Origin of the sequence: Microbacterium sp. A94, assembly GCF_051842855.1 — a bacterium.
GTDB lineage: Bacteria > Actinomycetota > Actinomycetes > Actinomycetales > Microbacteriaceae > Microbacterium.
In genome coordinates, this window is record NZ_JBPXMU010000001.1 from 94,226 (window position 1) to 110,049 (window position 15,824).

16 protein-coding genes are annotated in these 15,824 nt (G+C 63.3%); 9 read left to right on the top strand and 7 right to left on the bottom strand.

The window, feature by feature from the left end; all coding sequences use genetic code 11:
- Nucleotides 1–6 precede the first annotated feature (6 nt).
- Nucleotides 7–1,029: a quinone-dependent dihydroorotate dehydrogenase gene (locus ACSU1L_RS00490; RefSeq protein ID WP_438255353.1), complete on the top strand. Its 1,023-nt coding sequence runs from the start codon at nucleotides 7–9 to the stop codon at nucleotides 1,027–1,029.
- A gap of 103 nt (nucleotides 1,030–1,132) precedes the next feature.
- Here ACSU1L_RS00490 and ACSU1L_RS00495 read toward each other — a convergent pair whose 3' ends face one another.
- Nucleotides 1,133–1,696 carry a DUF3043 domain-containing protein gene (locus ACSU1L_RS00495; RefSeq protein WP_438255354.1) on the bottom strand — a complete coding sequence of 188 codons (564 nt, stop codon included), beginning with the start codon at nucleotides 1,694–1,696 and terminating at the stop codon, nucleotides 1,133–1,135.
- A gap of 47 nt (nucleotides 1,697–1,743) precedes the next feature.
- Between ACSU1L_RS00495 and ACSU1L_RS00500 the strand changes: the two genes are divergently transcribed.
- The 5 genes from ACSU1L_RS00500 (at nucleotide 1,744) to ctaF (ending at nucleotide 6,805) form a co-directional block, all read left to right on the top strand.
- Nucleotides 1,744–3,153, top strand: a complete 1,410-nt coding sequence (locus tag ACSU1L_RS00500) for a dipeptidase (RefSeq protein WP_439254240.1) — start codon at nucleotides 1,744–1,746, stop codon at nucleotides 3,151–3,153.
- Between the two features lie 89 nt (nucleotides 3,154–3,242).
- The gene (gene erpA, locus ACSU1L_RS00505) at nucleotides 3,243–3,605 is read left to right on the top strand and encodes an iron-sulfur cluster insertion protein ErpA (RefSeq protein WP_438255356.1); all 363 of its coding nucleotides are present in this window, start codon (nucleotides 3,243–3,245) and stop codon (nucleotides 3,603–3,605) included.
- Between the two features lie 96 nt (nucleotides 3,606–3,701).
- Complete coding sequence (gene ctaC, locus ACSU1L_RS00510; RefSeq protein WP_438255357.1) at nucleotides 3,702–4,613, top strand: aa3-type cytochrome oxidase subunit II; 912 nt, start codon at nucleotides 3,702–3,704, stop codon at nucleotides 4,611–4,613.
- A gap of 5 nt (nucleotides 4,614–4,618) precedes the next feature.
- Entirely contained in the window at nucleotides 4,619–6,367 is a 1,749-nt protein-coding gene (ctaD, locus tag ACSU1L_RS00515) for an aa3-type cytochrome oxidase subunit I (protein ID WP_439254242.1), read from the top strand.
- Between the two features lie 3 nt (nucleotides 6,368–6,370).
- A complete protein-coding gene (ctaF, locus tag ACSU1L_RS00520) occupies nucleotides 6,371–6,805 on the top strand; it encodes an aa3-type cytochrome oxidase subunit IV (RefSeq protein WP_438255359.1) in 435 nt (144 codons plus the stop codon).
- 196 nt (nucleotides 6,806–7,001) lie between these two features.
- Here the strand turns inward: ctaF and ACSU1L_RS00525 are convergent, their stop codons facing one another.
- The 6 genes from ACSU1L_RS00525 to ctaE all read right to left on the bottom strand — a co-directional run bounded on the left by ACSU1L_RS00525 (nucleotide 7,002) and on the right by ctaE (nucleotide 12,340).
- Entirely contained in the window at nucleotides 7,002–7,421 is a 420-nt protein-coding gene (locus ACSU1L_RS00525; protein WP_439254244.1) for a rhodanese-like domain-containing protein, read from the bottom strand.
- A gap of 4 nt (nucleotides 7,422–7,425) precedes the next feature.
- A complete protein-coding gene (locus tag ACSU1L_RS00530; protein WP_439254245.1) occupies nucleotides 7,426–7,863 on the bottom strand; it encodes a RidA family protein in 438 nt (145 codons plus the stop codon).
- Between the two features lie 69 nt (nucleotides 7,864–7,932).
- A complete protein-coding gene (gene qcrB / locus ACSU1L_RS00535) occupies nucleotides 7,933–9,747 on the bottom strand; it encodes a cytochrome bc1 complex cytochrome b subunit (RefSeq protein ID WP_438255362.1) in 1,815 nt (604 codons plus the stop codon).
- Entirely contained in the window at nucleotides 9,744–10,823 is a 1,080-nt protein-coding gene (gene qcrA, locus ACSU1L_RS00540) for a cytochrome bc1 complex Rieske iron-sulfur subunit (protein ID WP_439254246.1), read from the bottom strand. The genes qcrB and qcrA overlap by 4 nt, the downstream gene beginning before the upstream one ends.
- A gap of 39 nt (nucleotides 10,824–10,862) precedes the next feature.
- Nucleotides 10,863–11,666, bottom strand: a complete 804-nt coding sequence (gene qcrC, locus ACSU1L_RS00545; protein WP_438255364.1) for a cytochrome bc1 complex diheme cytochrome c subunit — start codon at nucleotides 11,664–11,666, stop codon at nucleotides 10,863–10,865.
- A gap of 20 nt (nucleotides 11,667–11,686) precedes the next feature.
- Complete coding sequence (ctaE, locus tag ACSU1L_RS00550; protein WP_438255365.1) at nucleotides 11,687–12,340, bottom strand: aa3-type cytochrome oxidase subunit III; 654 nt, start codon at nucleotides 12,338–12,340, stop codon at nucleotides 11,687–11,689.
- Between the two features lie 179 nt (nucleotides 12,341–12,519).
- Between ctaE and trpD the strand changes: the two genes are divergently transcribed.
- The 3 genes from trpD to ACSU1L_RS00565 are packed head-to-tail and all read left to right on the top strand — an operon-like array spanning nucleotide 12,520 to nucleotide 15,821.
- Nucleotides 12,520–13,584: an anthranilate phosphoribosyltransferase gene (trpD, locus tag ACSU1L_RS00555; protein ID WP_438255366.1), complete on the top strand. Its 1,065-nt coding sequence runs from the start codon at nucleotides 12,520–12,522 to the stop codon at nucleotides 13,582–13,584.
- A gap of 6 nt (nucleotides 13,585–13,590) precedes the next feature.
- A complete protein-coding gene (locus ACSU1L_RS00560; RefSeq protein WP_439254248.1) occupies nucleotides 13,591–14,577 on the top strand; it encodes a PHP domain-containing protein in 987 nt (328 codons plus the stop codon).
- Nucleotides 14,565–15,821 (top strand): MFS transporter, encoded by a 1,257-nt coding sequence (locus ACSU1L_RS00565; RefSeq protein WP_439254249.1) that lies wholly within the window; start codon nucleotides 14,565–14,567, stop codon nucleotides 15,819–15,821. Before ACSU1L_RS00560 ends, ACSU1L_RS00565 begins: the two co-directional genes overlap by 13 nt.
- Nucleotides 15,822–15,824: the final 3 nt, after the last annotated feature.

Here is a 15,824-nt window from a genome sequence, read left to right on the forward strand (position 1 = left end):
GCAGGGATGTATCCGCTGCTTTTTCGCGCTGTTCTCTCGCGCTTCGATCCCGAGTTCGCCCACCACGCCGGCATGGCGGTGGTCCGTGTGCTCGGCGTTCCGCCGTTCTCCTGGATCACCAGGGCGATCGCCGCGCCCAGCCCGGATCAGCAGGTTTCAGCGCTCGGACTGACCTTCGATTCGCCGTTCGGTGTCGCAGCAGGCTTCGACAAGAACGCCGTGGGCGTGCGCGGCCTGGCTGCACTCGGATTCGGACACGTCGAGATTGGGACGGTCACCGCCATCCCTCAGGAGGGCAACCCGAAACCTCGTCTGTTCCGTCTCGTCGCGGACCGTGCTGTCATCAATCGGATGGGCTTCAATAACGATGGCGCGGATGCTGCGGCACGCCGGCTGGAGAAGCTCCGCCGCCATCGGCCGAAGACGATCATCGGTGTCAACATCGGCAAGAGTCGGGTGGTCGAGGTCGAAAACGCCACCGCCGACTATGTCGCGAGTGCGAAGAAGCTCGCCGGATTGGCCGACTACCTGGCGGTGAACGTCTCCTCACCGAACACCCCCGGGCTCCGCGGATTGCAAGCGGTCGAGACCCTCGCGCCGCTGCTGCGCGCCGTGAAGGATGCGGCCGGCTCAACACCGCTGCTGGTGAAGATCGCTCCGGACCTGCCGGATGAGGAGATCACTGCGATCGCGCAGCTCGCCGTCAGCGAGGGCCTGGACGGGATCATCGCCCACAACACCACGATCAGTCGCGAAGGACTCACGACGGATGCCGCTGTCGTCGAAGCGGCTGGAGCCGGTGGCCTGTCCGGCGCGCCGCTGCGCGAGCGCTCGATGGATGTTCTGCGGATCGTGCGCGCGGCGGTTCCGGAGAGCTTCTGCGTGATCTCCGTCGGGGGAGTGGAGACGGCATCCGACGTGCAAGCGCGATTGGATGCTGGCGCCACCCTGGTGCAGGGCTACACAGCGTTCCTGTACCGTGGCCCGCTCTGGGCGCGCCAGATCAACCGCGCGCTCCGCCGCCCGTAGCGCCCCCGTCACCACCACCCACCTAAATTGCGAGTGGGCGCCCGTGGCTCGAGATTCGCGTTGCGAAGAGCCACGAGCGCCCGCTCGCAAAGGGAATTAGGGGTTACTCGGGGTACTGTCCGCGCTTGACCTGCGGCTTCGGCAGACGCATGAAGCGCATCTGGAGTGAGCGCATCGCGGCGTACCAGCCCAGGCCCTTCTCGAGACGCTCCTTGCCGAACTTCGCGGCGGCCTTCTTCTTCACACGAGTTCCCAGTAGGACCATGTCGCCCACGGCAACGAGGATGAAAGCCCACAGGCCTACGAAGGCGTAGAACGAGAACGTGGGATCCGGGATCAGCGAGACGAGGATGACCACCACCATCAGCGCCATCACCCACTCGGAGACGTGCCAGCCGGCATCGACGTAGTCGCGCACCCACCGGCGCTGCGGACCCTTGTCACGGGGCGGAAGATACTTGTCCTCACCGGCGGCCATACCCGCTTGAGCACGGTCACGGCGCTCGCGCAGCTGCGCCTTCGCAGCAGCACGGGCTTCTTTGGTGTCAGCGACAAGTGGGCGTCGCCGGGCAGCTTCCTGCTCGGCGCGACTGGGTGTCGGCCGTCCCTTGCCGACGACTGGCGTCTCGGGGGAGTCGTCGTTCGTCGATGGGGTGGAAGTGGCCACGGGGCTCCTCGGATAGAAAACTAGGGTTCGGCCTTAAGATTACTCGCATGAGTTCAGTGCCGCCGAATGCAGACCCCGCCATCGAATCCGCCGTCACCGAGGCCGTGGCCATCGGCATCCCCTCCGCGCTGTCGGATTTGGGCGATCTGGTGCGCATCCCGGGCATCGCCTGGCCTTCGTTTGACCAGACTCAGCTCGAGCGCAGCGCTGAGCACGTTGCGACGCTCGCCACCGAGACGGGGGTCTTCGACTCGGTTCGCGTGCTCCGCGCGACGATCGACGGCACCGACGAGCTCGGTCAGCCCGCAGTGCTGGCAACACGAGCAGCACGTGGCGGCAAGCCGACGATCCTGCTCTACGCACACCACGATGTTCAGCCTCCGGGAGCGGACGAGCTGTGGGAGACCCCGCCGTTCGAGCCGACCGTGCGCAACGGGCGCCTGTACGGACGCGGAGCCGCGGACGACAAGGCCGGGATCATGGCGCATATCGCTTCCCTGCGCGCGGTCGCCGAGGTGCTGGGGGATGACCTGGAGCTGGGCGTCTCGATGTTCATCGAAGGTGAAGAGGAATACGGCTCTCGATCGTTCGCACAGTTCCTCAGCGACAACGTCGACGCGCTGCGTGCCGACGCGATCGTGGTGGCTGACTCCGGTAACTGGGACTCCGAGACCCCGGGCCTGACCGTCTCATTGCGCGGCAACGCGCGCTTCACGCTGAAGGTACGGACCCTGGACCACGCCTCGCACTCCGGTATGTTCGGTGGCGCAGTTCCGGATGCGATGATGGCGACCGTTCGGTTGCTCTCCACGCTCTGGGACGCCGATGGCGCTGTCGCCGTCGAGGGGCTCACAGAGTTGGATGCCGATACCCCCGAGTACAACGAAGCAACGCTGCGCGATGAGGCCGGGCTGCTGCATGGCACGTCGCCGATCGGACGCGACAGTATCCTCAGCCGGATCTGGAACAAGCCGGCGGTCACCGTCATCGGCATCGATGCGACCAGTGTGGAGGCAGCATCCAACACGCTTCTGCCCGAAGTGACGGTCGTCATCAGCGCTCGCGTCGCACCAGGCCAGACGGGCGAAGAGGCCTACGCGGCGTTGGAGAGCCACCTGCGCTCGCAGGCCCCGTTCGGAGCCGAGCTGACGTTCTCGGACGTGGATCTCGGTAACGGCTTCCTCGTCGACACCGACGGATGGGCAGTCGAACTCGCCCGCCAGGCGATGGCGGACGGCTACGGTGTCGACCCGGTCGATCTCGGTGTCGGCGGATCGATTCCGTTCATCGCCGACCTCGTGCGCGAATTCCCGGCCGCGCAGATTCTCGTCACCGGAGTCGAAGACCCGCACGCACGCGCGCACAGCCCGAACGAGTCCTTGCATCTGGACACGTTCCGGCATGCAGTTGCGACCGAGGCACTGATGTTGACTCGCATGAACGAGATCACCCTCTGAGCTGGCCAGCATCCGACCCGCAGCCAGGCGACCGGCGGTAGAATCAGAGCAACCAGCCGTCTGCGAACGGCCTGTTCCCAAGGAGTGACATGAGCGACACCACACTGACCACCGAGACCACCAACGCACATGGCGTCAAGCTGACCGACGCGGCCGCGACCAAGGTGAAGAACCTCCTCGCGCAGGAGGGACGTGAAGATTTGCGTCTGCGCGTTGCCGTTCAGCCAGGCGGATGCTCCGGACTCATCTACCAGCTCTACTTCGACGAGCGCTACCTCGATGGCGATGAGACCGTCGACTTCGATGGCGTCGAGGTCATCATCGACAACATGAGTGTTCCCTACCTCGATGGGGCATCCATCGACTTCAAGGACACGATTTCCGAGCAGGGCTTCACCATCGATAACCCGAATGCCGGCGGCAGCTGCGCGTGCGGTGACAGCTTCCACTGATCAACAGCTGGGCCACGCCTGCGTGGTTGGCATGAATCAGGTGTGAGGTTGCCCTAGACTTAGGGAAGCCCTGTCCGCGATCTTGAAAGGTGCATCGTGCCCTTGAAACGCCGCCTTCGTTGGGCCGCTATTCCAGTAGGAATTGCGGCAGCCGTGGCTCTGGCGGGATGTTCTCCCACCGAGCTTCATGGATTCCTCCCAGGCTTCGTGGAAGACGGCACTGCCGCCACGAACCAGACTGACCGCGTCGCCGGTCTCTGGGTGAACTCGTGGATCGTTCTTCTCCTCGTTGGCCTCATCACCTGGGGCCTCATGGGGTGGGCGGCCGTCGCATACCGCCGTCGCAAGGGCCAGACCGGCCTGCCGGTGCAGATGCGCTACAACATGCCGATCGAGATCTTCTACACGGTGATTCCGCTGATCCTCGTGATGGGAATGTTCTTCTTCACGGCGCGCGACCAGGCCGAGATCGAAACCCAGTGGGGCGACGACGCGGATGTTCAGGTCACCGCGATCGGCAAGCAGTGGGCCTTCGACTTCATGTACGCCGGCGAGGACGACGATCTGTCTGACGCCGTGTGGACAATGGGTATTCAGGCCCAGCCGGATGCCGATGGAAACATCGATAACGATGAGCTTCCGACACTCGTGCTGCCGGTTGACCAGAAGGTCCAGATCAACCTGCAGTCCCGCGATGTCATCCACTCCTTCTGGATCATCGACTTCCTGTACAAGAAGGACATGTACATCGGTAAGGACAACTCCTGGTCCTTCATCCCGACGCGCGTCGGCGAGTACGCCGGAAAGTGTGCCGAGCTCTGTGGCGAGTATCACTCGATGATGCTCTTCAACGTCAAGGTCGTTGAGCAGGACGAGTACGACGATTACGTCGATTCGCTGCGCGCCGAGGGCAACACGGGCGATATCTCCGATGCTTACGATCGTCTCAGCAACTTCCCGGGCACTGGAACCGCGCCCGAGACTGACTCCGAGGAAGAAGGAGAGTAAGTCTCATGTCGACTACCTCTGAGATGCCCAGCACATCGGCTGGCGCTCGTCCGACCGGCACACCGGCGCGTCAGGCGGCTCTGCTGAGCTCGTCGCGCACCGAGCAAAAGGGAAACATCGTCGTCAAGTGGATCACGTCCACTGACCACAAGACCATCGGGTACATGTACCTGATCTCGTCGGTGCTGTTCTTCCTGCTCGGCGGTGTGATGGCCCTGGTCATCCGTGCTGAGCTGTTCGCTCCCGGTATGCAGATCGTGCCGACCAAGGAGCAGTACAACCAGCTGTTCACCATGCACGGCACCATCATGCTGCTGATGTTCGCGACGCCGCTGTTCGCAGGTTTCGCGAATGCGATCCTGCCGCTGCAGCTCGGTGCTCCTGATGTGGCGTTCCCGCGTTTGAACGCCTTCGCGTTCTGGCTGTTCAGCTTCGGCTCGATCATTGCGATCGCCGGCTTCCTCACCCCGCAGGGTGCAGCATCGTTCGGTTGGTTTGCTTACCAGCCGCTCGCGAACGCGACGTTCTCGCCGGGAGCAGGTGGAAACCTGTGGATGCTCGGACTAGGCATGTCTGGTTTCGGCACGATTCTCGGTGCGGTGAACTTCATCACCACGGTGATCACCATGCGCGCTCCCGGTATGACTATGTGGCGCATGTCGATCTTCTCGTGGAACACGCTGATCACCAGCTTGCTGATCCTGATGGCGTTCCCCGTGCTCGCCGCTGCGATTTTCGCCGCTGCCGCTGACCGTATTCTCGGCGCCCACATCTTCGATCCGGCCAACGGTGGTGTGCTCCTCTGGCAGCACCTGTTCTGGTTCTTCGGTCACCCCGAGGTGTACATCATCGCGCTGCCGTTCTTCGGCATCGTCTCGGAGATCTTCCCGGTGTTCAGCCGCAAGCCAATCTTCGGCTACAAGACTCTGGTCTACGCGACGATCGCGATTGCGGCGCTGTCGGTGTCGGTGTGGGCTCACCACATGTACGTCACCGGTGGTGTACTGCTGCCGTTCTTCGCTCTGATGACCATGCTCATCGCGGTACCGACCGGTGTGAAGATCTTCAACTGGATCGGAACGCTCTGGCGCGGATCCGTGACGTTCGAAACGCCGATGGTGTTCGCACTGGGCTTCCTCGTCTCGTTCGTCTTCGGTGGTCTGACCGGTGTCATCCTCGCGGCCCCGCCGCTGGACTTCCACATCAGTGACTCGTACTTCGTCGTCGCTCACTTCCACTACGTGGTCTTCGGTACCGTCGTGTTCGCGATGTTCGCCGGCTTCTACTTCTGGTGGCCGAAGTGGACCGGTCGCATGCTCAACGAGCGTTTGGGTTACGTGCACTTCTGGATGCTGTTCATCGGCTTCCACATGACGTTCCTCATCCAGCACTGGCTGGGTGTCGACGGTATGGTGCGTCGTTACGCCGACTACTCGGCAGCCGATGGCTGGACCTGGGGTAACCAGGTGTCGACAATCGGTTCGATCATCCTCGGTGCATCGATGCTGCCGTTCTTCCTGAACGTCTGGATCACCGCCCGCAAGGCGCCCAAGGTCATGGTCAACGACCCGTGGGGTTACGGCGGATCGCTCGAGTGGGCGACCAGTTGCCCGCCGCCGCGTCACAACTTCACCTCGATCCCGCGCATCCGTAGCGAGCGTCCGGCATTCGACCTGAACCACCCGGAAGCAGCTGAGCACCCCGTGGGGACGCCTGAGCCTGCTCTTGCCGGTACGACCGGAGAGGGCAAGTAAGCCATGCGTTCAAATATCGTTCTCTGGTGGATCCTCACCGCGTTCTTCCTGATTGTTGCGGCGGCCTACACGGTCTGGCACATAGTTGCCTACCCGGAGCTTGTCGGCGCAGCGAAGGTCGAGTGGGTCGGCACGATCGCACTGCTGTTTGGTGCGTTCATGGCTGCCATGATCGCGGTGTACCTCGACCGTACGCACAAGGCGCAGGGCGGCGAACTGCCGGAAGACATCCTGACCGCAGACATCGATGACGGCGACCCGGAGCTCGGCGAGTTCGCACCGTGGTCCTGGTGGCCGATGGTGCTGGCGGCATCCGCCGGTGTGTTCTTGGTCGGACTGGCCGTCGGACATTTCCTGCTCCCCATCGGGATCATTATCTTCGCGATCGCGATCGTCGGCTGGGTCTACGAGTTCTACCGCGGCAACTTCGCCCGCTGATCTCTCCCTACTAGAGAAGGCCCCCGGATTCGTCCGGGGGCCTTCTTTTGTGTTTCTTCCGCTCCCACCACTGCTCCCACTGCGTCCACTGCTTGCGAGTGTCCGGTTGTGGCTCGTTTTCGGCGATACTTCGAGCCACAACTACCCACTCGCACGCAGTGGAAGGGGGCAAGGGGGAGAGAGGAGAGGGGGGGGATCAGGTGCGGGTGCGGATGCGGGGGATGCCAGTGAGCGGGTCGATGGGGCGACGGTGGATGCCGTCGGCATCAGCGACCGGATAGCCCTCTCGCACCCAGTACTCGAAGCCACCGATCATCTCGCGCACACGATAGCCGAGCTTGGCGAACTCGAGCGCGCCCTTGGCTCCGGCGTTGCATCCGGGGCTCCAGCAGTAGACCACGACCTCGGCGTCCTGAGCGATCTCCTGGGCCGCACGCGCGGCGATCTCGCCGTAGTGCATGTGAATGGCGCCCGGAACGCGTCCCTGCGCCCAGGCCTCATCTGATCGAACGTCGATAACCACGACGTCCTCGCCGGCCTTCTGCGCAGCGTAGACATCGCTGGCATCGGTCTCGTAAGCAAGCTTTGCGGCGAAGAAATCTGCACGATCCATCATGGCTTCAGCCTACGCCCGACGTGATTCGCGGAGACGAAGCATCGGATACTGCTGCGACTGCTTCGATCTCAACGAGCTGGTCAGGGTAGCCGAGCACAGTAACTCCCAGAAGGGTGCTGGGAACGTCGTGGTCGCCAAACGCGGCTTCGACGACGCTCCACGCGGTGACGAGGTCTTGGCGTCGGGGAGATGCAACGAGCACTCTCGTACTGATGACGTCAGTAAAAGTAGCGCCGGCGGCACGTAACGCACCACTCAGCGTATCGAGGCAGAGCGCCGCCTGTGCGGTGTAGTCGCCCGCATGGCCCGTCGTACCATCCGCGTTGAGCGGGCAAGCGCCGGCAAGGAAGATCAATCGCGACTCCGCCGGGGCCGTAGCGGCATAGGCGTAGGGAGTGGCTGCGAGCAAGGGCGCGCGGAGGAGCTGTACGACGGATGACATGCGAAGCAGATTACATGAAGAAAGGGCCCCGTCCAGATGGACGGGGCCCTTCAGCAGGGGAGGGGAGTGTTACTTGCCCTCTTCCTTCTTCTTGCGAGGCTTCTTCACCGGGTCAGTCGCGATGACCGAACTCGGAGTGTTGGGCGTCTCATCGACGTGCGTCTCCGGCGTGGGCGTGAGCGGGGCGTCCGGAGCACCAGCGCGCTCGTGAGCGCCCTGGATCTCTTCGGCCTCAGCCTCAGCCGTGTTCGCGGTCACGTGGCTCTGGTGGGCGTCTGCAGCATCCACGTCAGCCTGAGTGAGCGGAGCAAGACGGTCCTCGAAGAACCAGCGCGAGATCGACGAACGCAGGTTCTCGGTCCACGGGATGCGACCCTTGGCGTTCGGGCGCACGACGAGGGGCTCATAGGTGTCGATGTCGATGAGCTTCCAACGGTCGTACGTGTCGACCGGCTGGTGAACCTCGATGTACTCGCCGCCGGGAAGGCGAACGATGCGACCGGACTCGTAGCCGTGCAGCACGATCTCGCGGTCCTTCTTCTGGAGCGCGATGCAGATGCGCTTGGTGATGAAGTATCCGAGAACCGGGCCGAGGAACAGCGTCGCCTGGAGCGTGTGGATCACACCTTCCATCGTGAGCATGAAGTGCGTCGCGATGAGGTCGGAGGATGCCGCTGCCCACAGGACTGCGTAGAAGATGACACCCGCAACGCCGATCGCGGTACGCGTTGCCGCGTTGCGCGGGCGCTGAGCCAGGTGGTGCTCACGCTTGTCGCCCGTGATCCACGCCTCGAGGAAGGGGTAGATCGCGACAGCGACGATGAACAGTCCGAGGACCGCGACCGGGATGAGGATGCCGAGCGAAAGCGTGTGGTTCAGGATCACGATGTCCAGGTTCGGCGGTGCCAGGCGCAGAGCGCCATCAGCGAAGCCGATGTACCAGTCCGGCTGCGTACCTGCCGAAATCGGAGACGGGTCGTAAGGACCGTACTCCCAGAAGGGCAGGATCTGGAAGAACGTCGCGATCAGCACGATGGTGCCGAAGACGATGAACAGGTATCCGCCCATCTTCGACATGTACACCGGCATCATCGGGTAGCCCACGACGTTGTCGTTCGTGCGGCCGGGGCCGGCGAACTGCGTGTGCTTGTTGATGATCATGAGCATGAGGTGCACAACGATCAGTGCGATCACAAGCAGCGGCAGCAGCAGGATATGCAGGCTGTACAGGCGGCCGACGATGTCGGTGCCGGGGAACTCGCCACCGAAGAGCAGGAACGAGGTCCATGTTCCGATCAGGGGGAGACCCTTGATCATGCCGTCGATGATGCGCAGACCGTTACCCGAGAGGAGGTCATCCGGAAGCGAGTAACCGGTGAAGCCTTCTGCCAGGGCAAGGATGAACAGCACGAAGCCGATGACCCAGTTGAGCTCACGCGGCTTGCGGAACGCGCCGGTGAAGAACACACGGAGCATGTGCAAACCGATGCCGGCGATGAAGACGAGCGCAGCCCAGTGGTGGATCTGGCGCACAAGAAGGCCGCCGCGTACGTCAAATGACAGGCGCAGAGCAGATTCGAATGCGGCCGACATCTCAAGTCCACGCATCGGGACGTAAGCGCCCGTGTAGTGCGTGGGCACCATCGAGGGCTCGAAGAAGAACGTCAGGAATGTTCCGGAGATGAACACGACGACGAAGCTCCACAGCGCGATCTCGCCGAGCATGAACGACCAGTGATCTGGGAAGATCTTTCGACCCAGCTCCTTGACGATACCGGAGATGCTGGTGCGCTCATCGATGTAGTTCGAGGCTGCTCCGATGAAGCGGCCGCCGAGGGGCGCTTTGTTGTCCTTGTCCTCTTTGGACAGCGTTGCGGTGCTCAATGGCGCTCCCAGAAGCTCGGGCCGACAGGTTCGGTGAAGTCGCTGCGCGCGACGAGGTAGCCCTCGTCGTCAACGGTGATCGGCAGCTGCGGCAGCGGACGCGCGGCTGGGCCGAAGATGACCTTGGCGTGATCGGTGACGTCGAACTGCGACTGGTGACACGGGCACAGCAGGTGGTGTGTCTGCTGTTCGTACAGTGCGACGGGGCATCCGACGTGCGTGCAGACCTTGGAGTACGCGACAATGCCGTCGTACGACCAGGTCTTGCGCTCCTCGGACTCGATCAACTGCTCAGGGCGAAGGCGCATCATCAGCACGATGGCCTTTGCCTTCTCCTCGAGATAGCCGTCATGGTGCGACAGCGAAACAAGATTCTCAGGGATGACGTGGAACGCGGAACCCAGAGTGACGTCCGCTGCGCGGATGGGGGTGCCGTCGGGGTCGCGTACGAGACGCTGCCCCTTTTCCCACATGGTCTGCTTCAGAAGCGCGACCGGGTCACCGGCGATCGGGTTGCCGTCTGCGTTGTTGTGCGGAGCCAGGCCGCGGAACAGCGCGACACCGGGAACGATGGATGCAACGATCGCTGCGATCAGCGAGTTGCGAATCATCGTGCGGCGGCCGAAGCCGGACTCTTCGTTTGCATCGGCGAACACCTCGACGGCAGCTTCACGTGTTGCGTCCGTGCCCCGGGTGGGGTGGCGCATCTCGATGTGCTCCTTGTCGGACATCAGCGCCTTGGACCAGTGAATGGCGCCGATTCCGATGCACAGGAGCGACAGTGCGATCCCGAGTCCGATGAAGAGGTTGTTGTGCCGGATCGAGAGCAGCGACTGGTCTTCGATGGGGAACAGCATGTATGCCGCAACGGCCCAGATGCTCCCTGCAAGAGACAGGTAGAACAGGGTGTAGACCGTGCGAGCCGCGCGCTTCTCCGCCTTCGGATCCTTGTCGGTCATCCGCTCGCGGTGCGGCGGAAGCCCGGGGTTCTGCGCGGGATCGCTGACTGCGACACTCAGCCCCGGAGAGGGCTGGTAGGCCCTGTCAAGAGCCTGCGAGTCGTCGTCGTGTGCCATGGTGCTCCTCGTACGTTCCTTCTTGAATGATTAAGCGTGCTAGTTGGACTTCGCTGTGATCCACACAGCGAGGCCGACGAGGCCGCCGATACCAAAGATCCAGATGAACAGGCCCTCAGAGACCGGGCCCAGTGAGCCCAACGTGAAGCCTCCGATCTGCACAGCCTCCTGCTGGTAAAGCAGGGCCGAGATGATGTCGCGCTTGTCTTCGTCCGACAGGTTCATGTCGCCGAAGACGGGCATGTTCTGCGGGCCGGTGACCATGGCTGCATAGATGTGCAGGGCGCTGGTGTTCGCGAGGCCCGGGGCGTACTTTCCCTCGGTCAGTGCTCCACCGGCAGATGCGACGTTATGGCACATCGCACAGTTGATGCGGAATAGCTCCGCACCGTGCGAGACATCGCCGTTGCCGTCGAGGATCTCGTCTGCGGGATAACTGGGTCCCGGGGCGGATTCCTGAACGAAAGCCGCCATCGCTTCGATCTGCGGCTGGGTGAACTGCGGCTCCTTCTGCGGTGCCTGCGGTCCCTGCATCTGCAGGGGCATGCGACCGGTGGCCAGCTGGAACTCGACAGACAGTTCGCCGACGCCATACAGGCTCGGGCCGTTGTCGGTTCCTTGCAGGTCAAGGCCGTGACAGGTCGCACAGTTCGCTTGGAACAGCTTCTTGCCGTCTTCGACGGTGAGCTGAGTGCTCGCCGTCGGCTGGGCATCTGTTGAGGCAAATGCCGCAGATGCTCCGGCGTAGATGCCTCCTGTGATGAGGAGGCCTGCTCCGATCAACGCAGCAGCGGCCAGGGGGCTACGGCGTCCGTTTGAGCGACGCTTCTTCTCTCGTGCCATTTCGCAGGTCAGCTCCGCTCTTATTTCAGGAAGTAGATGACGAAGAACAGCACGACCCAGACGACGTCGACGAAGTGCCAGTAGTAGGACACGACGATCGAGGAGGTCGCCTCTTTGTGCGTGAAGTTCTTCACTGCGAACGCGCGTCCGATGATGAGTAGGAACGCGATGAGTCCGCCGGTGACGTGGATGGCGTGGAAGCCAGTGGTCAGGTAGAACGCGGATGCATAAGCATCAGCCTGGATGGGAAGGCCCTCTGCGACGAGAGTGGCGTACTCCCATACCTGACCGGAGACGAAGATCGCGCCGAGCGCGAAGGTGAGCCAGAACCACTCGACCATTCCCCATCCGAAGAGGCGGCGGCGTCCTGCGCCGTTGAGCTGCCCCTTCTTGATGCGGTACGACTGGAGATCTTCTGCCGCGAACACGCCCATCTGGCACGTGAACGAGGAGAACACCAGGATCGCGGTGTTTATCGCCGCGAACGTAACGTTGAGCAGTTCGGTGCGTTCGGCCCAAAGGTCGGGGGACGTGCTGCGAAGGGTGAAGTAGATCGCGAACAGTCCCGCGAAGAACATCACCTCGCTGCCGAGCCACACGATGGTGCCGACAGCTACCGAGTTCGGGCGCTTGATGGTTCTTGCCGCCGGGGCATAGGTCGCTGAGGTGGTCACTCCTCCATTATGGCCGATACGGGGACATGATTCTTGCACCTGGGTGGCCCGTTTCCCTGATTGGGTACTTAGGCCTACCTAAGAAGTACCTGCGAATACTCGATGAAGTCAAGGGATACAGCGCATACGGGTGCTCGCCGGTGTGCGCTGGAATTTATTCACGCCGATAAGATCGGCTCATGGCAGACTCACTCACCTGGCCCGATGTGCTCACTTCTCTGCTCGAGCGACGCGATCTCAGCGTCTGGGAGTCGACATGGGCGATGCGTCAGGTGATGCAGGGGAAGCTCTCCGATGCCCAGCTCGCCGGCTTTCTGATTGCTCTGCGTGCCAAGGGCGAGACGGTCGATGAGATCGTCGGCTTCCGCGACGCGATTCTTGAAGCAGCGGTTCCGCTTCCCGTATCGCCGAACGTGCTCGACATCGTCGGTACTGGCGGAGATCGCATCGGAACAGTGAATATCTCCACGACCGCCGCAGTGATCATCGGCGCCACGGGCATCCCTGTGGTCAAGCACGGCAACCGTGCGGCGAGTTCGGCGTCGGGGTCCAGCGACGTTCTCGGCGCACTGGGCTTGGAGCTCTCGCTGCCACCCGAGCACGTAGCCGAAGTTCTTGAGCGCACCGGAATCACCTTCGCGTGGGCCGCGGCATTCCATCCCGGGTTCAAGCACGCTGGCAGCGCGCGACGCGAGCTCGGTGTTCCGACGGTGTTCAATATGCTCGGGCCGCTGTGCAACCCGGCGCGTGCGGAAGCGAACGCGGTGGGAGTAGCGCAGCTCGAACGTGTACCGCTGATCACCGGTGTCTTTCGCACCCGAGGAGCGACGGCGCTCGTGTTCCGCGGTGACGATGGCCTCGATGAGCTGACCACGACAGGGCACAGTCGTATCTGGGAAGTCACCCGCGGTGACATCCACGAGCACGACCTCGATCCTCGCGATCTCGGCATCCCAACCGCTGATCTTTCTGACCTCATCGGCGGATCTCCGGAGCACAATGCCGGCGTTCTGCGTGACACACTCGCGGGGAAGAAGGGCCCGGTGCGTGACATCGTGCTCCTCAACGCCGCGGCAGGAATCGTCGCATTCGAGTTGTCGCAGGATGCCACGCAGGTGCAGCGTCCGATTCTCGAGCGCCTGCGTGATGGCTTCGCACGTGCGGAGGCTGCGGTCGACAACGGCAGCGCAGCAGCGAAGTTGGAAGCGTGGGTCGATTCCACACGTGAGCTCGCCGCCAGCTGAGATGTCATGGATGCCGTAGCCGCTCTGCTCGAGATCGCGACGCTCCTGGAGCGCGAACGAGCATCGCGCTATCGGGCGAAGGCTTTTCGCCAGGCGGCCGCCACCTACGAGTCCCTTGCGGAGTCGGTGCGGAACGATCCGACCCGCCTTCGCGCGGCTGCCGGCATCGGAGAATCGACCTTCGCCGTGATTCAGCAGGCGCACGCAGGTCATGTCCCGGAGTATTTGATCTCGCTCCGCGGTGAGGTGGCGCCGCAGCGCACGTCTGAACTTCGGGGCAGATTGCGCGGCGATCTGCACGCGCACACCGACTGGTCAGACGGGATGACGTCCATCCAGACGATGGCGGATGCTGCGCGAGCATTCGGGCACGAGTATCTCGCGATCACCGACCACTCACCGCGGCTCAGGGTTGCACGCGGGCTCTCCCCCGAGCGACTGCGTGAGCAGATTCCGCAGGTCAGGGCCGCATCGACCGAGACCTTCACCATGCTGGCCGGCATCGAGGTCGACATTCTGAATGATGGCGAACTCGATCAGGACCCGGAGCTTCTGACGGAGCTCGATATCGTCGTGGCATCCGTACATTCACAATTACGCATGGATGCCGGCTCGATGACAGTGCGAATGATCGCTGCTGTCTCGCATCCGCGGGTGAACGTGCTCGGACACTGCACTGGGCGTCTCGTGCAGGGCGAGCGCGGAACCAGGCCTCCGTCGCAGTTCGACGCGCGGGCAGTGTTCGACGCTTGCGCCGAGAACGCCGTGGCGGTGGAGATCAATGCGCGCCCAGAGCGGCAAGATCCGCCGGATGAACTGATCGCCCTGGCGTTGGATGCCGGATGCCTGTTCGCACTCGATTCAGATGCCCATGCGCCCGGCCAGCTTTCCCTGCTGGACTACGGTGCCGAGCGCGCCGAACAGGCTGGTGTTCCGGCGGAGCGGATCGTCACGACCTGGGGCGTGGAGCGGCTGCGGGCATGGGCGGCATGACACGGCGCGCGTTTCCCTGGCTTGTCCTCGCCGGAATCCTGGTGGCGGCGCTGAGCCTGCGTTCCCCCATCATCGCGCTGACTCCGGTGCTCCCCGACATCATCGATGATCTGAATATCAGTGCGGCGTCGGCGGGTTTGCTCACCACGGCGCCGATCATCATGTTCGCGGCGCTGACGCCTTTCGCGGCGCTTCTGATCAGGCGCGCCGGCGCGGAGCTCGCACTTCTGCTCACCCTCGGCGGTGTGCTGGTGGGCACCTTCGTGCGTGCCCTGCCCGGGTTCGGGCCGATGCTCACCGGCATGTTCATCATGGGGGCGGCGATCACGATCGGAAACGTCGTGATCCCGGTCATCATCCGCCGCGATCTGCCTCCCGAGCGCACGGCGATAACGACGGCGGCATACACGGCGACGATGAACATCGGCTCGCTCATCACAGCGCTGGGGACGGTGCCGCTGGCGGCGATTACCGGATGGCGGCTAGCGCTTCTGCTGTGGGGCGTGTTCACCGTTGCCGGCATCGCTCTGTGGGTGGTGCACATCATTCGATCGCGCGGAGCGACGCGGTCTGCGGAGCGGCTCTCCGGATCGGCGCCGCAGCCGGGGCTTTCGAGCGCGGATGCTGAGGCGATCACCGGACCGATGCCCGTCATCGTCGATAACAGCGTCGCGGCAACGGTTCGCCGGCCGATCGTCTGGCTGCTGTTCGCCGCGTTCGGAACGCAATCAGCGATCTACTACGCAATGTCGACGTGGCTGCCGACGATCCTGATGGACAAGACGGGAGTTGATGCCGCGGCCGCTGGCGCGCTGGCGTCACTGTTTCAGGGCGTGGCTATCGCTGGCGCCTTTCTGGCTCCGGCTCTGCTGCGATACGTCGGGGCGGTGCCGTCGGCTGTGCTCATGGGGGTGTGCTTCGCCACGATGGTGCTCGGGATGCTGTTCGCTCCGGAGCTGGCGGGCATCTGGGCGGCCTTCGGCGCGATCGCTCACTCGAGCGGATTCGTTCTGATCTTCACTGGGCTGATCCGCGCGTCGCGCTCGGCATCGGAGGCTGCGACCATGTCTGCATTTGTGCAGGGTGGGGGATATGTTCTTGCGGCGTTCAGCGCGCCGATCATGGGCGCGTTGAACGAGAGCACCGGTGATTGGCAGCTGCCGCTGATCACAATGCTCATTGTCGCCGCTGTCTATACGATCGCTCTCGTGTCTGCGATGTTCGTCGCGTTCCGACGAGCCTGAGCT